The sequence below is a fragment of the Prochlorococcus marinus XMU1405 genome (assembly GCF_017696275.1).
Lineage (GTDB): Bacteria > Cyanobacteriota > Cyanobacteriia > PCC-6307 > Cyanobiaceae > Prochlorococcus_A > Prochlorococcus_A marinus_AB.
Genome location: NZ_JAAORF010000003.1, coordinates 565342 through 587065, shown reverse-complemented (window position 1 = coordinate 587065; position 21724 = coordinate 565342). Strand labels below are relative to the sequence as shown.

Sequence of the window (21724 nt, the reverse complement as noted above, 5' to 3'; positions counted from 1 at the left end):
CTATTCATCAAGGTCTATAATTTCTCCATTAAAAAAATTTGCTAAGTTTTTTGAACTATCATCATAAGTTTCCTCGTTAGATATTTTTGTTGACGAATTAGTTTTTGGTTCTATTTTTTTTATTGGCCGGAAATTATTTCCTTCATTTTGGGTTATTTCTGGAGTTTTTGTTGGGTTACTTTTATTTAATTGTTTGGTTGAAAAATTAAGTATTATTCCATCTCCAAATATCTTTTTTAAAGTATTTTCAATTATAACTTTTCTGCTTTTTATCATACTTTCCCAGTTTGGTGATAATGCAATTGTGATTTTCTCCGAATCAAAACTTTCAAGTTCGGCTTGTTGTGAAAGTAACATTCTTGTTGATGGTAACTCTACTTTAGAAAGAATTAATTCCCATTTATCTTTTAAATTTGATCCAGAATTATTTTGGTTATTTTCAGAAATATTTTCAATACTTTCTTTTTCAAGAACTTCAAATTTTTCTAATTTTTCGTCTTTTTTTTCGATTAGTTCCTTGTGATTTATCTCTTCTTGGATAATTGGTTTTGGAATCTCATCTGAAATATTTTTTTTATTAATTGGAATGTTTTTTCTACTTTCATGCTTCTCCTCAGTCGTATTATTTTCACTTTCTTTTTTATTTTCAAAACTATTTATATCTTGACTATTCATAAGTCCAGTTAAATGTATTTCAAACCAAAGCCTTGGATTATCACTTGATTTGATTTGATATTCAATATTTCTAAGATTATTATGCCAATTAATTATTGTTGATTTATTTATTGTTTTTGAGATTTTATCTAACTCATCTCGAAATTCATCAGACGTATAGTAAAGATCTGAATATTTATTATTAGTAGTGTGTAATAGTAGATCTCTTGTTATATTCAATAATCCGATAATTATTTGAAGAGGTTCGTTTCCGGCATCATATAATTTGTTGCAAGTATCAATTAATGACTCTGGATTATTCTCAACCAATGATTTAATCAGATTTGTTAATTCGCTTTCTGATACCTCTCCTAGGAGGTTTTGGATATTATTAATTGTTATCCCTTCTGGTAAAAGATTCAATTGTTCAAGGAGGCTTTGTGCATCTCTCATACCTCCATTAGACCTTTTTGCAATCATTTTTAACGCCTGAACTTCGTACTTAATGGATTCTTTTTCGGCGATTTCTGATAAATGTTGAAAAATATCACTAGGGCTTATTCTTCTAAAATCAAACTTTTGGCATCTACTTTTTATTGTATTTAATACTCTCTCAGGATTTGTCGTCGCAAGTATAAATACAACTCTTGAGGGCGGTTCTTCAATAGTTTTTAGTAAAGCATTTGAAGCTGCCGTTGAAAGCATATGACATTCATCAATTACATAGACTTTCCATCTCGCTTGAGTTGGTGCAAATCTCGCTCTTTCTATAATTTCTCTTATATTTTCTACTCCTGTATTTGATGCTGCATCAATCTCGATAATATCTAGAGCGCTCCCATCTGTAATTTGTCGACATAAGTCACATTTGCAACAAGGAGTTATCGTAGGTTGGTCGAATGCCTGACAATTTAGAGATTTTGCAAATATTCTTGCACTTGATGTTTTTCCAGTGCCTCTTGGACCATTAAAAAGATACGCAGGAGCAATTTTTTTTGTTAATAGAGCTTGTTTGAGTGTAATGGATATAAATTTTTGCCCAACCAGTTCGTTTAAGTTGTTTGGTCTATATTTTTGATGAAAAGGCTTATGTATATTTGGCATTTATTTTTCATTAATTACAAAAATTAGGGATTCAATTAAAAAAATTAAACTCTAATTTTATGCAGACTCTTTAATGATTCTTGTTGATCCTGAAGGTAGTTTAACAATTTTAGATGAGAATAAATTATCTACCATTTTTTTCGTAATTGTGAATTCTTTTATATTTTCTTCAGAAGGCAAAGTGTACATTATGTCTAGCATTAGCTCTTCAATTATTGATCTTAATGCTCTTGCACCTGTTTTTCTTTTGTATGCTTCATTTGCTATCGCTTCAACAGAATCAGGCTCAAATGATAATTCAACATTATCCATACTTAGCAAAGTTTTGAATTGCTTTACTAATGCATCTCTTGGTTGAGTCAAAATAGATTCTAAAGTTTCTTTAGTAAGACGATCTAATACAGCACAAACCGGAATTCTTCCAATAAATTCTGGAATTAGGCCATATTTCACTAAGTCATCTAATTCTAAATTTTTCAGGGAATCTCTTGGGTCTACTATTTTTTTTGTATCAACTTTGTTTTGATCCGAATTGGTGGTAAATCCTATAGAGTGTTTACCCATACGCTTTTGAACTATATCCTCTAAACCTATAAATGCCCCCCCACAAATAAATAGTATTTGACTCGTATCAATTTGGATGCAGTCATGATAAGGATGTTTTCTTCCGCCTTGAGGTGGCACATTAGCAATTGTTCCTTCAAGCATTTTTAATAATGCTTGTTGTACTCCTTCACCAGAGACATCTCTAGTAATTGAAGGATTTTCGCTTTTTCTTGCAATTTTATCTATTTCATCAATATAAATAATTCCTTTTTGCGCCAGTTCTACATTCATTTCTGATTTCTGTAGAAGTCTTAAAAGTATGTTTTCAACATCCTCCCCTACATATCCAGCTTCTGTCAAAGTCGTTGCATCAGCTACTGCAAAAGGAACATCGAGAAACTCTGCTAAAGTTTGCGCTAATAGAGTTTTTCCACTCCCCGTAGGACCGATGAGTAAAATATTTGATTTTTGTAATTTAGTTGCTTGTGAATCTGTTGAATTGTTATTTTTACTATCTTCCTTAACTTTCCAAGCTAATCGCTTGTAATGATTGTATACGGCTACTGATAATATTTTTTTTGCAGATTCTTGTCCAACAACTTGATTATCTAGAAAACTTTTAATTTCTAACGGCTTAGGAATTGAGGTTAATTCTAAAGGAACAGATTTTTTTGAATTATCAGTTGGTAATTTCTTTTTTACTTGCGGAGAGTTGTTTGTGTTCGCTTGATTATCAAGTAGTTCTTCATCTAGGATTTCATTACATAGATCTATGCACTCATCACATATATAAACCCCAGGACCAGCTATAAGCTTTCTTACTTGGTCTTGTGATTTCCCGCAAAATGAACATTTAAGATGGGCGTCGAATTTAGCCATCGATTATAAGTTTTTAAAGTGAAAGGTGTTTAATATTCCTTATTCACTAGGATTGCTTATAAATATCGATTCGTCATCATATTCTTAAAAAATCAGTATTCCTTGTCACTTTTTGATAACTTTATCAATTAATCCATATTCGACTGCTTCTGAGGGAGATAAAAAGTAATCTCTTTCTGTGTCTTCATTAATTTTTTCTAAAGGTTGACCAGTATGTTCCGCTAAAAGCGAATTTAATGTTTTCTTGAGAAAAAGTATTTCTTTAGCTTGTATTTCAATCTCTACTGCTTGACCTTGTGCACCTCCCAGAGGTTGATGAATCATAATCCTAGAATTAGGTAAAGCCAATCTTTTACCCTTGGCTCCTCCAGACAGTAGAAATGCCCCCATACTTGCCGCAACTCCAAAGCATATTGTCACTACATCAGGGGATATTTGTTGCATAGTATCGTATATGGCCATTCCTGCAGTTACTGAGCCTCCAGGAGAGTTAATATAAATTTGTATGTCTTTTTCGGGATCTTCCGCTTCAAGAAACAATAATTGCGCAACAAGTGAGTCAGATACTTGATCATTAATTCCAGTACCTAAAAAAATTATTCTCTCCCTCAATAGTCTCGAATATATATCAAAAGCTCTTTCTCCTCTTCCCGATTGTTCTATAACGGTAGGAACAGCAGCAATAGTTTTATTATTACTTTCGTAAGAACTTATTGAGCTTTGGATCAAATGTTTTTTTTCTGAGTTCACAAATTAGTTTTCGTCTTATAAGTAATTTAAGGGGTTTTTGTTTAATTAGTAGGAAATTTCATAAATTATTTTTTTTCTTTTTTATTTTGAGTTTTTGAAGTTTTTGTAGTTTTTGAAGTTTTTGTGGCTTTTGTTGCTTTGGAGGTTTTGGTAGTATTAGAAGTTTTTGTAGTTTTTTCTTTTACTTCAGAGTTTTCTTCAAGCCAAATTATTAATTTTTCTTTGAGTAGATCGTTAGTTACTACTTCTGTTAGTCTTTTAATATCTATTTGTTTTGAAGATTGAGAGATTGCATCTTCATAATCTTTCATTTTTAAATCAATTTCATCTTTCTCGACTTTTATGTTTTCTGTTTCAGCTAATGCTTTTAAAGCTAAATTTCTTTGAACATTTTTTTCAGCTTGAGGCCTCGTGGACTCTGCTAATGATTTAACTAATTCCGGAGTGAAAGTAGATTTTACATCAAGACCTTGTTGAGCAAATCTTTGAGCGGTTTGTTCAATATTATTCCTTACTTCTATATCAATCATAGATTTTGGAATTTCAGCAACCAATTCGTTTGTTAATGCATCTAATAAAGCTTCAATTTTGATATCTTTTTGAGTTTTTTCAAAATTATCTTTAAGTTGCTTTTCAATATCTTTCTTTAACTCTTTTAATGATTCTTTGTTGCCAGACTGTTTCGCAAAATCGTCATTAAGTTCAGGCAATTCTTTTTCCTTAAGATCCTTGAGATTTACTTCAAAAATTGCTTCTTTGCCTCTTGAATCCTCATGAGAATAATCATCAGGAAATTTAAGGTTAAGTGTTTTAGTATCACCAATTTTCATTTTTACGATTCCCTCAACGAAACCGGGAATCATTTTGTTCTTTTCTAACTCAAGATCCATTGATTCACTTGTTCCACCATCAATCTCTTTACCAGAATCTTTATATTTTCCTTTGAAACTAACTACGGCAATATCTCCTAATTTTGCTGCTCTATTGGTAACTGGAATAATGTTTGCAAACTGATTTCTAGATTTTTCTAGCGCTTCATCTATTGACTTAGGATCAAACTTTGTCTTTGATATTTCAACACTTAGTCCTTTGGATTTTTTAAGTTTTAATTCTGGGGCAACATCAGTTTGAAGAGTAACCTTAAGTGATTTTTCAGGACTAAACTTTGCAAGTAAAGATTCAAATCCATCTACCAATTCTGGCTCACTTAGTGGCTCTATAGATTTTATTTTTAACGCTTCTTGCCATGATTTATCAATAATTTTTTCCAGAGCAGAAGCATGTAATTGTGTTATGCCAATTCTTTGGATTAAGACTTGTTTAGGAATCTTACCAAGTCTAAATCCCGGAATTTTAGCCGAACGACTGATAGAACTGATTGTTTCATTTACACACGTTTTGCATGTCTCTGATGGTATTTCTAATTCGAATGAAATTCTACTTTGAGGCAGAGGAGTTGTTTTGACTATTAGTGCATCTTTAGCCATGTTTTTCTAAGTTATTACTATGAACCGAATCTTAATTATTTCACATTATGTGATTTCCTTGAAAGTTAATTTTTTGATAAAGTAAAAAAAATAGTCAATCTATTTATAAAAATCATTTTAAAGTGTGAGACAATCTCCGTATTTGCCTAATAGGCCATTAAAAGTTGCTGTTTTAGGTTCTTCAGGTGCTGTGGGATCTGAATTGCTAAAAATTCTTGAACAACGTGATTTCCCAATATCAGAATTGGTCTTGCTTTCATCAGAACGGTCAGAAGGAAAAAAAATTATTTGGAAAGATGAAGAATTAGTTACAAAAAAAACAACTAAGGAAGAATTTAAGAATCTTGATTTAGTTTTGGCTTCAGCTGGCGGAAGTATTTCAAAAAAATGGTTGTCTACCATTACTGATCAAAATGCTTTACTGATAGATAATTCAAGTGCTTTCAGATTAGATAAGAACGTTCCTCTTATAGTCCCTGAAGTTAATGCTAGTGACGTACTTAATCATGATGGGGTAATAGCGAACCCAAACTGCACTACCATTTTGTTGACATTAGTTTTAGCTCCATTAAACAAACTTTCGACTATTCAAAGAGTTATTGTCTCAACATATCAATCTGTTAGTGGTGCAGGCCAACTGGCGATGGAGGAACTAAAACTTTTAACTGAACAATATCTTCAAGGAAATCCTCAAAAAAGTGAAGTTTTACCATACTCCCTTGCTTTTAATTTGTTTTTACATAATTCCCCTATGCTTTCAAATAATTACTGCGAAGAAGAGATGAAAATGGTTAATGAGACAAGGAAAATATTAAATATTGCTGATTTAAAGCTCTCTGCTACATGTGTTCGAGTTCCAGTACTGAGAGCACATTCTGAATCGATCAATATTGAATTTGCCGATGTAGTTGAGCCTAAAGATGCTCTTGAAGAATTAAAAAAATCTCCTGGAATTGAAGTTATTGAGGATTACAAAAGTAATAGATTTCCTATGCCAAATGATGTTATGGGAAGAGATAATGTTGCTGTTGGCAGGCTAAGAACTGATATAAGTCAGCCTCATGGATTAGAATTATGGTTATGTGGAGATCAAATAAGAAAAGGAGCAGCTCTGAATGCTGTTCAAATAGCTGAGTTATTAATTCCAAAAAAATGATTACAGACAAAACTGAGTGTAATAATCCACTATTTGGAAGAATATTGACTGCAATGGTTACCCCATTCACTGAGAATGGAGATGTAGATTATGAACTAGCTATAAAACTTTCAAATTATCTTTATGAGAACGGTTCCGATGGAATTGTGTTGTGCGGTACTACTGGAGAATCTCCGACTCTTTCATGGGCGGAACAGCATGATTTATTTACTGCGGTAAAAGGATCTTTGGATGCAAGCTGTAAAGTAATAGTTGGCACTGGTAGCAATTGTACAAGCGAAGCTGTGGAAGCTACAAAAAAAGCTTACGACTCTGGTGCCGACGGTGCTTTGGTCGTTGTTCCTTATTATAATAAGCCGCCTCAAGAAGGTCTTTATAAACATTTCAGTTCTATTGCTAAATCTGCAGAGGATTTGCCTCTTATGCTCTACAACATTCCAGGCAGGACTGGATGCAATTTATTACCTGATACTGTGAAGAAACTTATGGATTTCTCAAATATTCTCAGTATTAAAGCTGCAAGCGGTAGAATAGAAGAAGTGACAGAATTAAGAGCTATTTGTGGCTCCGAACTCTCTGTATATAGTGGCGATGATTCATTGTTGCTTCCAATGTTATCTGTAGGTGCTGTAGGAGTAGTAAGTGTTGCAAGTCATTTAGTTGGATTGCAATTGAAAGAGATGATTCATTCTTTTCAAAGTGGAGAGGTTTCCAATGCTCTTGCTATTCATGAAAAACTTCAGCCTCTTTTCAAAGCACTCTTTATGACTACTAATCCAATCCCAATTAAGGCTGCTTTGGAGCTATCGGGATGGGATGTAGGTAATCCTAGAAGTCCTTTGTCACCTTTAACCAATGACATGAAAAAGCAACTATCTTTTATCCTGAATTCCTTATAATTGGAATTATATTTAACTTGATAATTAAATTTAAATAAACCTTATTTGATTACAAGCAGGCCTTCATAAATTTCAAAATTATGCAATCAATTACAAATTCAACTGTAAACAGATCTACTCATGATTCATCTAGATCTAAAAGTAATACGCCAGCTCTACGTGTAATACCTCTTGGAGGACTACATGAAATAGGAAAAAACACTTGCGTTTTTGAATATGGTGATGAATTAATGCTTGTTGATGCTGGCTTAGCTTTCCCATCTGATGGTATGCATGGCGTAAACGTTGTTATGCCTGATACAACTTTTTTAAAAGAAAATCAAAGAAGAATAAAAGGAATGATTGTCACTCACGGGCATGAAGATCACATTGGAGGTATTTCTCATCATCTAAAGCATTTTAATATTCCCATTATTTATGGCCCAAGACTAGCAATGTCAATGCTTAGAGGAAAAATGGAGGAAGCAGGGGTATCTGATAGAACAACTATACAAACAGTAAATCCTAGAGATGTTGTAAAAGTAGGGCAACATTTTTCTGTTGAATTTATTCGAAATACACATTCTATTTGCGATAGCTTTTCTTTAGCAGTTACAACACCTGTTGGCACAATTATTTTCACGGGAGATTTTAAGTTTGATCATATGCCAGTAGATGGAGAGCAATTTGATATTGAAAGAATGGTGCATTACGGAGAGAAGGGTGTTTTATGCATGTTCAGTGATTCTACTAATGCCGAAGTTCCAGGTTTTTGTCCTTCTGAGAAGACTATCTATCCCTCTTTAGAAAAACATATTGCAGAGGCAAAAGAACGAGTTATCCTTACCACTTTTGCTAGTTCTGTTCATAGAGTGACAATGATCTTAGAATTGGCCATGAAACATGGAAGAAAGGTCGGTTTGTTAGGTAGATCGATGATAAATGTTATTGCTAAGGCAAGAGATATTGGTTATATGAAATGCCCAGATGATTTGTTTGTTCCTATCAAGCAAATTAGAGATTTACCAGATAGGGAGACTTTATTATTAATGACGGGTAGTCAAGGAGAACCCCTAGCAGCGTTAAGCAGAATCTCTCGTGGTGAACATCAGCATGTTCGTCTTAAGACTACTGATACTGTAATATTTTCAGCCAGCCCAATTCCTGGGAATACTATTTCTGTTGTTAATACAATTGATAGATTAATGAAACTCGGAGCAAAGGTTGTTTATGGAAAAGGTGAGAATATTCATGTTTCTGGTCATGGTTTTCAAGAAGATCAAAAGTTAATGTTGGCACTCGCAAAACCTAAGTTTTTTGTCCCTGTTCATGGAGAACATAGAATGCTTGTTTGTCATGGGAAGAGTGCACAAACTATGGGGGTTCCAAAGGATAATATCTTAATTATTGAAAATGGAGATGTAGTTGAGTTAACACCTAATTCTATTCAAAAGGGTGATCCTGTAAAAGCTGGTGTTGAACTGCTTGATAACTCACGAAATGGGATAGTAGATGCTCGAGTACTAAAGGAAAGGCAACAATTAGCTGGTGATGGTGTAGTAACTGTTTTAGCTCCTATTAGTACAGATGGGAAGATGGTTGCGCCTCCTAGAGTTAATTTAAGAGGAGTTGTTACTACTGCAGAGCCAAGAAAAATGTCTATGTGGACAGAACGAGAAATAAGCTGGGTCTTAGAAAATAGATGGAAACAATTATCCAGACAAACTGGGCCGAATAATTTTGAGGTAGATTGGATTGGTGTACAAAGAGAAATAGAAAATGGTTTATCGAGAAGAATGAGAAGAGAATTACAAGTTGAACCACTTATTTTGTGTTTAGTTCAACCTGCTCCAAGTGGAACTCGTGCTTATATCCCAAAGATTACCGAAGAGCAAAATTTCTCCAATAGAAATAGAAATAATAATTTCCATAAGAAATCAAATAATAATCATCCTAATAGTTCAAATAATCAACAAAATTCCCAAAAAAGTCCAAAAGTTTCACAGAATCCATCAGCTGAGACTGCTACAGAAGATTCATTTGAAGGTAGAACCAGAAGAAGAAGATCTGCTGTAACATCTTAACTTTTTTCAAAATTTATATAGTTTTTATCCCAAACAATTTTTAAAAACTCTTGCAGATTAATTTGACCTTTATTTTTTTCATAAATTGAAGTTGCTAATTTTGTCAGATTTTTAGAACTACATTGTTTTGCAGATATTTCTTTTAAAAATCTATTTAAAATTGTGCACCTCGCTTCAATACACATACCATTTAGGAGATTCCTATCTATACCTTTAACATCTTTACAATATAAATAAGCTAGTTCACTAAGATCATTACGTTCATTATTGTATTTGCTCATTTTTTGGGAAAAATTATTTATCCTTTCAGAACAACCTGGATAAATGACTTCTAAAGTAGGAATAATTTTTTTTCTTACTAAATTTCTTTTTAATTTAAGATCTGAATTTGTAGGATCTTCCCAGATTGGGATCTTCATATCATTGCAAAATTGTTTTGTATCTTCCCTACTAAAAATTAATATTGGTCTTATTAAATAAATTTGATTTTCTATTAATCTTTTACTCTCAATATTACTCAGACCTGCAAAATTGCTTCCTCTTGATAAATTCAGGATAAATGTTTCTGCATTATCACTACTCGTGTGACCAGTTAACAAATAAATATTATGTTTTTCCTGGTTTTTATTTAATAAAGTTTTGGCTCTTTCACATAATTTTTTATATCTCCATTCTCGTGCTTTTTCTTCTGAAGAAATATTTACTTTATTTGCTTGATCAAAAGAGAATGAAATATTTCTATCTTCGCAATAATCTTTTAATTCAAGAGCATATAGTGATGATTTTTTGTGCCACTGATGATCACCATGCCAAACACTAATAGACCAATTATGTAGTTTTTTTAGGTCATTAATTAGGGTTAATAAGGCCATTGAGTCTTGACCCCCCGAAACACTTAATAAAATATTGGATCCTTTGGGAATTAATATTTTTTTGTTAAGAATCTCCTTATGAAGCTGATGATGCCATGATGACCAATTTTTCTGACTTAATTTTTTATCAGTCATTTTGTGTTGCTCAGATAATATTTTTTAAAAAATGCACTGTTTTACTAAAACAATGTCACAATCGGGTAATAAATTCATTAAGTAAATGAGTCTGATTAATCTTTTGCCACAAAAAATCAAAGAAGAGTTAAGAAGCAAATCTTTACTCAAAGTTATTTCAGGATTGAATAATTTCGATGTTCAGTCTGTGAAAATAATTGTTGAGGCTGCTTCATTAGGAGGTGCAGATCTTGTCGATATTGCTTGTAAACCTGAACTCGTTGATTTAGCACTAAAGAATTCAACACTACCCGTTTGTGTCAGTTCAGTAGTGCCTCGATCTTTTCAAGATTGTGTAAAAGCAGGAGCATCATTAATTGAGATAGGAAATTACGATACTTTTTATGAAAAAGGCATTCATTTTTCAGATAAAAAAGTTTTAAACATTACAAAAGAGACGAGGGATTTATTGCCTAATTTTCCTTTATCAGTAACTGTTCCTCATACTATGCCTATTGATAAACAGGTTGATCTTGCTGTAAAGCTAGTCGAAGAAGGCGTTGATATTATTCAAACAGAAGGTGGTACCAGTTCTACTCCTTACTCTCCAGGAATTCAAGGTTTTTTTGAAAAATCAGTACCAACTCTTGCAGCTACCTATGCTATCCATCAAGAATTTAAGAAACAATCTCTGAATATACCAATCATGAGTGCCTCTGGATTAAGCCAAGTAACTTGTCCACTAGCAATATCCTCTGGAGCCTCAGCAGTTGGCGTTGGATCTGTGATTAATAAATTAAATGATTTAATATCAATGATTGCGGTTGTTAGGGGCTTAAAAGAATCTTTGAAAAATTCAATAATTGGAGAAAAAATTTCTTAGTATAGCAACATCCTTTAGCTACTAGCTTGATGAACAACTATAAGCTTCAAGCTCCTTACGAACCAAATGGAGATCAACCAGAAGCTATTAAAAAATTAGTTAAAGGCGTAAATAATGGTAAACAGTTTCAGACTCTTTTAGGAGCTACTGGAACTGGTAAAACATTTACCATTGCCAATGTAATTCAACAAACAGGAAGACCAGCACTTGTTTTAGCCCATAACAAAACGTTGGCTGCACAACTATGTAATGAATTAAGGGAATTTTTTCCAAAAAATGCTGTTGAGTACTTCATTTCTTACTACGATTATTATCAACCTGAAGCTTATGTACCTGTAAGTGATACTTACATAGCCAAAACTGCTTCAATTAATGAAGAAATAGATATGCTTAGGCATTCTGCAACACGCTCATTATTTGAAAGAAAAGATGTAATTGTTGTAGCCTCAATAAGTTGTATTTATGGTCTTGGTATACCGAGTGAGTATTTAAAAGCTGCAGTTAAATTTGAAGTGGGAAAATCAATAAATCTACGTTCTTCTTTGAGGTCTCTTGTTGAAAATCAATATACTAGAAATGATATTGAAATTACTAGAGGTAGATTCAGAATTAAAGGCGATGTTTTAGAAATCGGTCCAGCTTATGAGGATAGATTAATTAGAATCGAATTATTTGGTGATGAGGTCGAAGCTATTAGATATGTTGACCCTACTACAGGTGAAATACTTGAAAGTTTGGAACAAGTTAGCGTTTACCCAGCGAAGCATTTTGTGACCCCAAAAGAAAGACTTGAGAGTGCAATAAGTGCAATTAGAAGTGAATTAAAAATTCAACTAGATAAATTTACATACGAAGGAAAATTATTAGAGGCTCAACGACTAGAACAACGCACAAAATATGATTTAGAAATGCTCAAAGAGGTTGGTTATTGTAATGGAGTTGAGAATTATGCCCGTCATTTATCAGGTAGGGAAGAAGGTTCACCGCCAGAATGCTTAATAGATTACTTTCCCAAAGATTGGTTGTTGGTAGTTGATGAGAGTCATGTAACGTGTCCTCAACTTCATGCCATGTACAACGGTGATCAATCTAGAAAAAAAGTTTTAATAGATCATGGTTTTAGATTGCCCAGTGCTGCAGATAATAGACCTTTAAAATGTGAAGAGTTTTGGGAAAAATCAAAACAGACATTATTTATAAGTGCAACTCCGGGTCAATGGGAATTAGATAAATGTGATGGTGAATTTATTGAGCAAGTTATAAGACCAACCGGGGTATTAGATCCTGTAATTGATGTAAGACCTAGTGAGGGCCAAATAGAAGATCTATTATCTGAAATAAGAATTAGAGCTGAAAAGAAGCAACGAGTGCTTGTCACAACACTTACCAAGAGAATGGCTGAAGATCTAACTGATTATTTATCTGAAAATAAAGTAAGAGTTAGATATTTGCATTCCGAAATCCATTCAATTGAAAGAATTGAAATTATTCAAGACCTCAGAATTGGCGAATATGATGTTTTGGTAGGAGTTAATTTATTAAGAGAGGGACTAGATCTTCCTGAAGTATCCTTAGTTGCCATTTTAGATGCTGATAAAGAAGGTTTTCTCAGAGCTGAAAGGTCATTGATTCAAACAATAGGAAGAGCTGCAAGACATGTTGAAGGTGTTGCCTTGCTCTATGCAGATAATTTCACAGATTCAATGAAAAGAGCAATATCTGAAACTGAAAGAAGAAGAACTATTCAAAAAAAATATAACCAAGTCAATGGTATTACCCCAAAACCTGCAGGCAAAAAAATAGAAAATTCAATATTATCTTTTCTAGAACTTTCCAGAAAATTAGATGCTGGTGGTTTATCTAAAGATTTAATAAATATAGTCAATAACAAAACTGACGCAATTCTCGGTTCCAGTGATAATCAATGTTTGCTCGAAGAATTGCCTGACTTAATAGAAAAGTTAGAAATTAAAATGAAAGATGCTGCAAAAGAGTTAAATTTTGAAGAAGCAGCAAATTTGAGGGATAGAATCAAAAAATTAAGACAAAAATTGGCAAGAAATAATTAAAAAGAACTTATTTTTCTAATTCGAAATGATTATGAATCGCATTAACTGCTTTGTCACAATCTTTTTCTAAAACAATACATGAAGTCCTGATTTCACTAGTGGCAATCATTTCAATATTGATATTTTGGTCAGCCAATGCTCTAAATATTTTTCCAGCCGTTCCAACCTTAAATGCCATTCCCGCTCCTACAGTGCTTACTTTGGCTATAGCAGGGCCATCTTCAATGTATGATCCGGGTAATTTTTTTGTTAAGGCCTCAAAAACTAAGTTAGCTTTTTCTCTATCTTGTTTATTCATTGTAAGACTAATATCCTTAGTTTTTAAAGAGGAAATTCTTTCAGACTGAACGATAGTATCGATAAGTAAATTATTTTCAGCTAATGCTAAACATATCGATGCTGCTACACCTGGACGATCAGGCAGTTTTCGAAAACTTACTTGAACTTGGTTTTTATCTAATGCAATTCCTCTTACTTCAGGTTGATCTTGTTTTTTATTGATTGGATTAACAAATATTTGTGTATCGGATAACTTAAATTTCTCAGCAACAAATCTAATAGCTTTTGGTATATTATTGATTTCAATTACACAGCTGACTTTAATTTCACTAGTAGCTATTAACCTGACATTTATATTTGCTTGAGATAAAGTATCAAATAAATCAGCTGAAACACTAGGTCTGCCCATAATGCCTGCTCCTTGAATACTTAATTTAGTCATGTTTGTTTTTAAGTTATATTCTCCTCCTAATTGACTTGTTATAAATTCACATTGTTCTGCAGTCTTTTTAACTTCTAATTCACTAACAGTAAATGTAATATCGTTTTTATTTCCATCATTTGTCGCTTGTATTATTAAATCTACACTAATACTTGCTTCTGAAAGTTTTTCAAATATTTGTGCAGCAATCCCAGGCCTATCAGGAATATTTGTGAGACTGAATACTGCTTGGTTTTCTAATACCTCAAGACTATTTACTGTTTTTGTTAATTCTAAGCTTCCTCTTTTTAGCGGGAGAGGTTGGATTTGACTTTCTAGGAGAGTCCCACTTGAGTCACTTTGGCTTGATTTGACACACAATTTAATTCCATAATTGCGAGCAATTTCTACTGCTCTTGGATGCAGAACTGACGCACCGACACTTGCAAGTTCAAGCATTTCCTCGCAGCTAATTTCATCTAAGAGTTTTGCATTAGGAACAATTCTTGGATCAGTAGTAAGAACCCCTGGAACGTCTGTATAAATTTCGCACGTCTCAGCTCCTAAAGCTGTTGATAAAGCTACTGCCGAAGTATCTGAACCACCTCTACCCAAAGTTGTAATTTCCATTGAACCCGTATGGCTTAATGTTGTTCCTTGAAATCCAGCCACTACAACTACAAAACCCTGATTTATATAATTTTGGATCCTTTCTGTTTTAATATCCAGAATTCTCGCTTTCCCATGAATTGATTCAGTAATAATTCCAACCTGGCTACCGGTCATTGAAATTGCAGGTATTCCGTATTCGTTTAATGCCATTGAGAGAAGAGCTATGGTTACTTGCTCTCCAGTTGAGAGAAGCATATCCAATTCTCTTCTATTAGGATTTTTACTAATTGATTCCGCTAAACAATTTAAATCATCTGTAGTTTGCCCCATTGCAGAGACAACTACTACAATTTCATTTCCTGCTTCTTTACTTTGACAGATGCTACTTGCAATATTTTTAATTTTATTAATATCACCTACAGATGTGCCGCCAAATTTTTTTACTAGTAAAGCCATATTTAAATCATAATGTAAATTCTTAAACTTATAATTTGGTTAACTTAAATTAATTAATTTCTCTGTAAAAACATTTATAGGATTATTACCTTGTTTTAGTAATGATTCAATATCTAGCAAGTTACTCATTAAATTAATTAAATATTCTTGAGATACATTTTTGACTTTTCTTCGAATAAAAAAAATCCGTTTTGGATTAGAAATGCCTGCAAGATTACAAATCTTTTCTGCATTATCGTTACCTGAATTAATTGCTAATTTTATAATGGTATGAATTCTTATTTGACTAATTAAACCTGCATTTAGTCTTAAAGCAGGTTCTCCTTTCTGTAAAGAATAATTTATTTCTATGAGACTTTCATTAATATTTTTTTGTAAGAGAAGATCAATGATTTTGAAAATATTGGATTGATGATCACTAAATATTTTTTTTACATCAATACTTTGAAGAAAAAGTTGTGAATTCGAATCACTTGATACTGCAGAAAGGTATGTTTTTGCTTTGGCTAATTCATTTATTAGTTTAAAACTATCATTACCAACTGAATCAATTATTAATTCAGCTGCATTTTTTTCAATTTTGATATTCATTTCATTTGCTGTATCTTCTAAAAATCTTTTTTGTCCTTCATAGTCCCAGATTTCTGGTAAAGAAAATGACTTTTCTTGAGCTAAATTATTTTTGATAAGTTTTTGTAAAAATTTAGTACTCTTTAGTCTTGAGTCTGGTTTTTTTGTATTTTGTAAAATGAAATAAGTATTTTGAGGTATATTGTCATGAATTTTTTCAAATTTAGTTCTTAGATCCTCATTTTTGGCAGTAAAAATTGGATTATTTTTCAATGTAACTATTCTGTATCCCTCTCCAAAAGGAGGTGTAAGAACTTCATCAAGAGCTTGATTGACTTGCTCATCATCATCTCCATTTAAATTTGTTACGTTTATTTCTTTCCATTCTTTGGATACTTTCTTATCAATTAATTTTTGAATAAATGTATTTTGCGCATTTAAATCATTACCCCATAATATTTGTATTGGCATAATAGCTCAATAAAAACCTTATATTAACTATGATTACTTCTAACACAATTTAAATTTAATGGTAATAGATCATCCAATTTTTTTGGAAAGCATGAGATTCATAAGATCTCATTTATTAGCCAATGATCTAAATTATTTGGAAAAAAAAGTGTTAGAGAGATTAGTCCATACTTCAGGAGATTTTTCAGTTCAAAATCTTGTAAATTTTAGTGAAGGTGCTTGCGAAAAAGGGCTTCAGGCACTTAAAAATGGTGCTCCGATTTTAACTGATACTGATATGGCAGCAGCAGCAATAAAAACCATGGCAGAAAATACCACTAGGAATAAAGTATTCTCCGCTAGAATGTGGTCTGGAAAAAATAATCATACAAACTTAACTAAAACTGCATATGGCTTAAGTGAAGGTTGGAAGGAGTTATCCGCTATGAATTCTGGAAGCAAATCACCTATTGTAGTTATTGGCAGTTCGCCTACAGCGTTAACTTATTTAATTGATATTTTAGAGAAAGCAAAAAATTTACCTAGTTTAATTATCGGAATGCCTGTTGGATTTATTGGAGTAGAGAAAAGCAAAAAAAAACTAATTTCAACCGACCTTCCTAGAATTGTTTTGAATTCAACTAGAGGAGGTGCTGCCATGGCAGCTGCAGCGGTTAACGCCTTATTGAGGGAAACTATTTAAAAAGTATTTATTTTATAAAAATGTCAAAAATCTACTTAATATCATAATTTAATTTATTATTTTTTTCTAAAGAATTTAAAACTGATTTTGCTTTTTCTATAACTTCTTTTGGGACTCCTGCTAATTTAGCTGCTTCTATGCCATAGCTTTTGTTTGAGCCCCCTTTAACAATCCTGTGGCTAAAAATTAGCTGATCTTTATTTTGTTCTACTAAAACTTGAAAATTTTGTATATTCTTATTTGAATTTTTTAAATAATTAAGCTCATGATAGTGCGTAGCAAAAATAGTATTACATTGTATTTTTTTTGCAAGATATTCACTTACTGACCAAGCTATTGAAAGTCCATCAAAAGTAGATGTTCCTCTGCCTATCTCATCAAGTAAGACTAGTGAGCTAGAAGTTGCCTGATTTAGAATTGATGCAGTTTCAGACATTTCTACCATAAATGTTGATTGTCCAGATGATTGATCATCAACTGCCCCAATTCTTGTGAAAATCCTATCTGCAATCTTGATTTCAGCATTATTAGCAGGAACAAAGCTACCAATTTGTGTGAGAATTTGTATTAAACCAAGTTGTCTTATAAAGCAACTTTTTCCGCTTGCATTGGGACCGGTTAATATAATTAATTTTTGATTCTTCTCAAAAGAGATATCGTTTGCTACAAACTTTTTATCACTTAACAATTGCTCTACAATTGGATTTCTTCCTGCGATAATTTTTGTACTATTTTTTGTCATTGAATCATTTATTGGTATTAATAAAGGTTTTATAAAATTGTTTTCTACTGAAGTAATTGATAAACCAAGCAGTGCATCAAGAGATGCGATGGATTTTGCGATTGATCTTATTTGTTTTGTTTTTTCAGCAACTATATTTCTTAATTCGCAGAAAATTTCATATTCTTTTGATGAAGCTCTACTTTTTATTTGGAAAATCTTATTTTCTTTATTTTTAATTTCTGAAGTGATATACCTTTCTTCATTAGTAAGTGTTTGCCTTTTGATCCAATGTTGTGGAGCTAAATTCACTTTTGACTTATTTATAGAAATGTAATAACCAAAATTTTTATGAAATTGAATTTTTAGGTTTGAAATTTTGCTAATTTTCCTTTCTTTTAATTCCTCTTTATTTAGCCACTCAGAGTAATCATCCATTAAATTGCGTAAACCATCTAATATATTGTCAACACCATCGTGGATCATGCCTCCTTCACTAATATTTAGAGGAGGATTTTCTATTAGTTTAAAACTTATAGTATCAGCTAATTCTAAGAGTCCTACATCAATATTTTTTAATTGATCAGTCCAATCTGGGAGATCATATTTAAATAATTCAATTATGGATTTTAGTATAGGCAATTTTTTTAAACCTTCAGCTATTGCAATTAAGTCTCTGGGACTTGCATGACCTGCACAAGCTCTACCTGCAAGTCTTTCTAAATCCCCCATTGCTCTAAGTAAATTTTGGGTATCCGTACGTAATTTTTTAGATTCAATAAAGTTTGTAATTATATTTTGTCTTTTATAAATTTCATTTACGTTTAATAGTGGTGAATCTATCCACCTTCTTAAACATCTTGCACCCATGCAAGTATATGTTCTGTCAATACTCCATAGTAGCGAACCTACATAATTGTTTTCTCGTTGTGTATTTTTGATTTCTAAGTTTTTTTGAGTTTGATAATCAATAATTAATTTGTCGTGACCATATTGGATTTGTGGAAAGTCTAATGAGATTTTTAAAGAAGAATCTTTATCTAAATTTGAAGGATTAATTTTTTCTAAATAATTTAATAAACCTCCAAGTGATCTAGTTGCATTGTTTAAATTTTTAAGTCCTATTCCCTCTAGGTTTGCAATTTGGAAATAATTTTTTATTAAATAATTTGCTTCATTAATTCCAAAATTAGTCTCTTGAGAAACAGTATATGTAATTTGACTATTTGCTTTAATTAATAAATTTCTTACAGCATTGCTTCCTACAATGATTTCTGAAGAATCTAATTTAATAATTTCATCAAGTAGTTTTGACAGAGATTGGCCTTCTAAAGTTATTAATTCTCCTGTGCTTACATCAGCTTTTGATATACCCCATTCATAAGATTCATCTGAGTTTTCTTCTGATAAGTAAATAGCAGTAATCCAATTATTTTTCTTTGCTATCAACATCCCCTCTTCAATTACAGTTCCAGGAGTAATTATTCTTGTTATTCCTCTTTTAATTGGAGTCCCATAATTCCCAGAACTTTTTTCTAATTGATCGCATATAACCACAGAATAATTTTTTTTAATTAAATCAGCACAGTATCTCTCCATTGCATGATGGGGAACCCCTGCCATAGGGATCTTACCAATCTCTTTACCAGCATCTTTACTAGTAAGCGTTATTTCTAAAAGATTAGATATTAATACGGCGTCCTCAAAAAAACATTCAAAAAAATCTCCTAATCTATAAAGTAATAACCTATCTTTATTTTCTTCTTTTAAAGTTACATAATGCTTCATTACAGGAGTTAATTTCAGTTTTGAAACTGTTTTATAGCTATAAGATTCTTCATTGACATAAACATTTTTGTTATTTGAAATTAAATCAGTCTTGAATTTATTTATTAAATTAGTTGAATTTTTTCTTTGTCTAGGTCTTTTTTGCGATTCTTTTTTTAAATCTTCCAAAGATAAATCTTCTGGAATTTTTGTTATTTCTTTTTGCTCATTTTTATCATTACCAATCGCAAATAAATTCTTTTGAATTATCGTATCCTCTTGCATACTTTTTTAATTCCTAAATAGATATTAGATAGAAATTTTTTTTTTGCATTTTAAAGTGGCTAAAGTATGTAAATTTTCTCTAAAAATTCTCATTTTCATGAGATTATAGTATTTATAATGTTTGAAACTTAAGACTGAATTATGCAGGCTGTTAACTTTTTTTTCGTAAATGCTCTATTATTTGCTTCTTTGATTGCGGTAGTTGGAGTACCCGTTTTATATGTGACTCAACCTTCTACTGAGGAAGGACAGCGAGAAAGTAGGAGAAAAATTTATTCTATTGCTGCTGTTTGGGTCGTTTTAGTTTTTGTGACAGGGATAGTTTCTTCATTAGTTTGAACTTAATACCTTTTCGTGAGAGTCTATTAATATATAGAAGTAAAATTTAATGGCTATTTTTGAGGGTTCTTTTACCAATGCGTCTACTTTAAAAGTTGGTATTGTAATAGCAAGATTCAATGATTTAATTACAAATAAAATTCTATCTGGCTGTCTTGATTGTTTAAAAAGACATGGTTTAGATACTTCTGAATTAAGCAATCAAGTAGATATTGCTTGGGTTCCTGGTTCATTCGAATTACCAATCGCAGCTAAAACCCTCACGAAAAAAAAGAGTTATGACGTTGTAATTGCTCTTGGGGCTGTGATCCGTGGTGAAACTTCCCACTATGATGTAGTTATATCTGAGGCGAGCAAAGGTATTGCACAAGTTTCAAATGAAAATAATGTTCCAATTATTTTTGGAGTTTTAACTACTGATACTATGCAGCAGGCTCTAGAAAGAGCAGGAATTAAAAATAATCTTGGTTGGAATTATGCTTTACAAGCAATTGAGATGGGATCCTTAATTAAAAATTTAAATTAATTGAGAAAATTTAATTATTTCTATCATTGATCCCTTCTTTGAGATAAAATAAGAAAGCTATGCGGATGTAGCTCAGTGGTAGAGCATCTCCTTGCCAAGGAGAATGTCGAGAGTTCGAATCTCTTCATCCGCTTTTAATGTTTATCTTTTAGGATATTCCTAATATAAATTTTGTAATGACAAGAGTAATTTCTATTGAGGATTTAAAGGGATTATTTAATAAACCTTATGGTAAAGATGCTCCCACAAAAAAAAAATGGGCTGAATTTTATAATGTGAATGTTATTTTTATAGACCCAACTCAGGAAACAGAGGGCTTAGATTCTTATGTTAAAGCTCAAGAAAAGCTAGTTAAAAGGTGTGATGATGTTTTTTTAGAAACTCATGCAATTTCCATAACTGGGGATTGTGGATTCGTTGAATGGACAATGGGTTTAAAAATTATGGGTAAAGAATTTATTTATCCTGGAACTACTCGTTTATTATTTGGTGAAAATGGATTAATCAAAGAGCACAGAGATTACTTTGATTTTTGCGGCCCAACTTTTGGACCAGTCCCTATTTTAGGAACTTTTATAAGATGGCTTTATAGTAAATTCGTATCTTGATTTTGTTTTTTTAGGAAACAAAGTGTTTTATATTTCACGAATCAATAAATTTTGAGAAGTAACTTCTTTAAAATCGAATTGAGAGTAAAACAATTTTTTATTTGTTGTCATTAAATATAATTTTTTTGTATTTTTAATTTTTTTTGAAGATAAAAGATTTTTAACAATTATTGTGCCAAAACCTTTGCCTTGGTGATTTTGATCTATGACAATATCCCAAAGCACTCCGCGGTAAATCCCATCGGTTAAAGCTCTACCAAAACCAACTATTTCCTTACCAACCCAAAGACTTATTACGACATCACTGTTAGCAAGACATTTTTTTAGATCATTAATTGTTCTATTTTTTGCCCAGAAAGTATTGGTATCTAGTAATTTTTGTAGCTTAATTAGTCCATTTGTTGGTTTAAGATTAGGACCTAATCCAAAAAACCTTAACCCTAAGGCACCTTTGGCATGTTTGATTAGAGATATTTCTTGCATTAATTAAAAAGATTTTTGAAAAGAGATG

General features: G+C 31.9%; 18 protein-coding genes and 1 tRNA gene. 10 read left to right on the top strand and 9 right to left on the bottom strand.

Going from position 1 to position 21724, the window contains the following annotated elements:
• The 4 genes from HA148_RS09235 to tig all read right to left on the bottom strand — a co-directional run bounded on the left by HA148_RS09235 (nt 1) and on the right by tig (nt 5420).
• A complete protein-coding gene (locus HA148_RS09235) occupies nt 1-1758 on the bottom strand; it encodes a DNA polymerase III subunit gamma/tau (RefSeq protein WP_209132087.1) in 1758 nt (585 codons plus the stop codon).
• A 57-nt stretch (nt 1759-1815) separates the two neighbouring features.
• Complete coding sequence (gene clpX / locus HA148_RS09230; protein WP_209132086.1) at nt 1816-3183, bottom strand: ATP-dependent protease ATP-binding subunit ClpX; 1368 nt, start codon at nt 3181-3183, stop codon at nt 1816-1818.
• A gap of 105 nt (nt 3184-3288) precedes the next feature.
• Nucleotides 3289-3933, bottom strand: a complete 645-nt coding sequence (gene clpP, locus HA148_RS09225) for an ATP-dependent Clp endopeptidase proteolytic subunit ClpP (RefSeq protein ID WP_011819266.1) — start codon at nt 3931-3933, stop codon at nt 3289-3291.
• A 65-nt stretch (nt 3934-3998) separates the two neighbouring features.
• Nucleotides 3999-5420: a trigger factor gene (tig, locus tag HA148_RS09220; protein ID WP_209132085.1), complete on the bottom strand. Its 1422-nt coding sequence runs from the start codon at nt 5418-5420 to the stop codon at nt 3999-4001.
• Between the two features lie 124 nt (nt 5421-5544).
• Here tig and HA148_RS09215 point away from each other — a divergent pair, with 124 nt between their 5' ends.
• The 3 genes from HA148_RS09215 (at nt 5545) to HA148_RS09205 (ending at nt 9538) form a co-directional block, all read left to right on the top strand.
• Nucleotides 5545-6576 (top strand): aspartate-semialdehyde dehydrogenase, encoded by a 1032-nt coding sequence (locus HA148_RS09215; RefSeq protein ID WP_209132084.1) that lies wholly within the window; start codon nt 5545-5547, stop codon nt 6574-6576.
• The gene (gene dapA, locus HA148_RS09210; protein ID WP_209132083.1) at nt 6573-7475 is read left to right on the top strand and encodes a 4-hydroxy-tetrahydrodipicolinate synthase; all 903 of its coding nucleotides are present in this window, start codon (nt 6573-6575) and stop codon (nt 7473-7475) included. The genes HA148_RS09215 and dapA overlap by 4 nt, the downstream gene beginning before the upstream one ends.
• An 80-nt stretch (nt 7476-7555) precedes the next feature.
• Nucleotides 7556-9538 (top strand): ribonuclease J, encoded by a 1983-nt coding sequence (locus HA148_RS09205; RefSeq protein ID WP_209132081.1) that lies wholly within the window; start codon nt 7556-7558, stop codon nt 9536-9538.
• Here the strand turns inward: HA148_RS09205 and tilS are convergent.
• Nucleotides 9535-10545, bottom strand: coding sequence for a tRNA lysidine(34) synthetase TilS (gene tilS / locus HA148_RS09200; protein ID WP_209132079.1), 1011 nt, complete (start codon nt 10543-10545; stop codon nt 9535-9537). The genes HA148_RS09205 and tilS overlap by 4 nt on opposite strands.
• A gap of 85 nt (nt 10546-10630) precedes the next feature.
• On the opposite strand from tilS, the gene HA148_RS09195 reads away from it, so the two are divergent.
• Nucleotides 10631-11407, top strand: coding sequence for a DUF561 domain-containing protein (locus HA148_RS09195; RefSeq protein WP_209132077.1), 777 nt, complete (start codon nt 10631-10633; stop codon nt 11405-11407).
• A gap of 29 nt (nt 11408-11436) precedes the next feature.
• Nucleotides 11437-13476, top strand: coding sequence for an excinuclease ABC subunit UvrB (uvrB, locus tag HA148_RS09190; RefSeq protein ID WP_209132075.1), 2040 nt, complete (start codon nt 11437-11439; stop codon nt 13474-13476).
• Nucleotides 13477-13483: 7 nt separating this feature from the next.
• On the opposite strand, the gene HA148_RS09185 is transcribed toward uvrB, so the two are convergent.
• Both HA148_RS09185 and holA read right to left on the bottom strand, forming a co-directional pair.
• Nucleotides 13484-15244: an aspartate kinase gene (locus HA148_RS09185; RefSeq protein WP_209132072.1), complete on the bottom strand. Its 1761-nt coding sequence runs from the start codon at nt 15242-15244 to the stop codon at nt 13484-13486.
• A 39-nt stretch (nt 15245-15283) separates the two neighbouring features.
• On the bottom strand, nt 15284-16285 hold the full coding sequence (holA, locus tag HA148_RS09180; protein ID WP_209132070.1) for a DNA polymerase III subunit delta: 1002 nt from the start codon (nt 16283-16285) through the stop codon (nt 15284-15286).
• Between the two features lie 58 nt (nt 16286-16343).
• On the opposite strand from holA, the gene HA148_RS09175 reads away from it, so the two are divergent.
• On the top strand, nt 16344-16967 hold the full coding sequence (locus tag HA148_RS09175) for a precorrin-8X methylmutase (protein ID WP_209132068.1): 624 nt from the start codon (nt 16344-16346) through the stop codon (nt 16965-16967).
• A gap of 31 nt (nt 16968-16998) precedes the next feature.
• Here HA148_RS09175 and mutS read toward each other — a convergent pair whose 3' ends face one another.
• The gene (mutS, locus tag HA148_RS09170; RefSeq protein WP_209132066.1) at nt 16999-19740 is read right to left on the bottom strand and encodes a DNA mismatch repair protein MutS; all 2742 of its coding nucleotides are present in this window, start codon (nt 19738-19740) and stop codon (nt 16999-17001) included.
• Between the two features lie 141 nt (nt 19741-19881).
• On the opposite strand from mutS, the gene psbZ reads away from it, so the two are divergent.
• From psbZ to HA148_RS09150, 4 genes are all read left to right on the top strand, one after another.
• A complete protein-coding gene (gene psbZ / locus HA148_RS09165) occupies nt 19882-20079 on the top strand; it encodes a photosystem II reaction center protein PsbZ (protein WP_002807211.1) in 198 nt (65 codons plus the stop codon).
• Between the two features lie 49 nt (nt 20080-20128).
• Nucleotides 20129-20605: a 6,7-dimethyl-8-ribityllumazine synthase gene (ribH, locus tag HA148_RS09160; RefSeq protein ID WP_209132065.1), complete on the top strand. Its 477-nt coding sequence runs from the start codon at nt 20129-20131 to the stop codon at nt 20603-20605.
• Between the two features lie 61 nt (nt 20606-20666).
• Nucleotides 20667-20738 (top strand) — tRNA-Gly (locus HA148_RS09155).
• A 43-nt stretch (nt 20739-20781) separates the two neighbouring features.
• Nucleotides 20782-21213 carry a nuclear transport factor 2 family protein gene (locus HA148_RS09150; RefSeq protein ID WP_209132063.1) on the top strand — a complete coding sequence of 144 codons (432 nt, stop codon included), beginning with the start codon at nt 20782-20784 and terminating at the stop codon, nt 21211-21213.
• Nucleotides 21214-21240: 27 nt separating this feature from the next.
• Here the strand turns inward: HA148_RS09150 and HA148_RS09145 are convergent, their stop codons facing one another.
• Complete coding sequence (locus HA148_RS09145) at nt 21241-21696, bottom strand: GNAT family N-acetyltransferase (RefSeq protein ID WP_209132061.1); 456 nt, start codon at nt 21694-21696, stop codon at nt 21241-21243.
• Nucleotides 21697-21724: the final 28 nt, after the last annotated feature.

Bases quoted from the DNA above. Each gene is read 5' to 3' on its own strand.
- HA148_RS09235 (WP_209132087.1), bottom strand. From the start codon at position 1,758: ATGCCAAATATACATAAGCCTTTTCATCAAAAATATAGACCAAACAAC.
- clpX (WP_209132086.1), bottom strand. From the start codon at position 3,183: ATGGCTAAATTCGACGCCCATCTTAAATGTTCATTTTGCGGGAAATCA.
- tig (WP_209132085.1), bottom strand. From the start codon at position 5,420: ATGGCTAAAGATGCACTAATAGTCAAAACAACTCCTCTGCCTCAAAGT.
- dapA (WP_209132083.1), top strand. From the start codon at position 6,573: ATGATTACAGACAAAACTGAGTGTAATAATCCACTATTTGGAAGAATA.
- HA148_RS09205 (WP_209132081.1), top strand. From the start codon at position 7,556: ATGCAATCAATTACAAATTCAACTGTAAACAGATCTACTCATGATTCA.
- tilS (WP_209132079.1), bottom strand. From the start codon at position 10,545: ATGACTGATAAAAAATTAAGTCAGAAAAATTGGTCATCATGGCATCAT.
- HA148_RS09195 (WP_209132077.1), top strand. From the start codon at position 10,631: ATGAGTCTGATTAATCTTTTGCCACAAAAAATCAAAGAAGAGTTAAGA.
- uvrB (WP_209132075.1), top strand. From the start codon at position 11,437: ATGAACAACTATAAGCTTCAAGCTCCTTACGAACCAAATGGAGATCAA.
- HA148_RS09185 (WP_209132072.1), bottom strand. From the start codon at position 15,244: ATGGCTTTACTAGTAAAAAAATTTGGCGGCACATCTGTAGGTGATATT.
- holA (WP_209132070.1), bottom strand. From the start codon at position 16,285: ATGCCAATACAAATATTATGGGGTAATGATTTAAATGCGCAAAATACA.
- HA148_RS09175 (WP_209132068.1), top strand. From the start codon at position 16,344: ATGGTAATAGATCATCCAATTTTTTTGGAAAGCATGAGATTCATAAGA.
- mutS (WP_209132066.1), bottom strand. From the start codon at position 19,740: ATGCAAGAGGATACGATAATTCAAAAGAATTTATTTGCGATTGGTAAT.
- psbZ (WP_002807211.1), top strand. From the start codon at position 19,882: ATGCAGGCTGTTAACTTTTTTTTCGTAAATGCTCTATTATTTGCTTCT.
- ribH (WP_209132065.1), top strand. From the start codon at position 20,129: ATGGCTATTTTTGAGGGTTCTTTTACCAATGCGTCTACTTTAAAAGTT.
- HA148_RS09150 (WP_209132063.1), top strand. From the start codon at position 20,782: ATGACAAGAGTAATTTCTATTGAGGATTTAAAGGGATTATTTAATAAA.
- HA148_RS09145 (WP_209132061.1), bottom strand. From the start codon at position 21,696: ATGCAAGAAATATCTCTAATCAAACATGCCAAAGGTGCCTTAGGGTTA.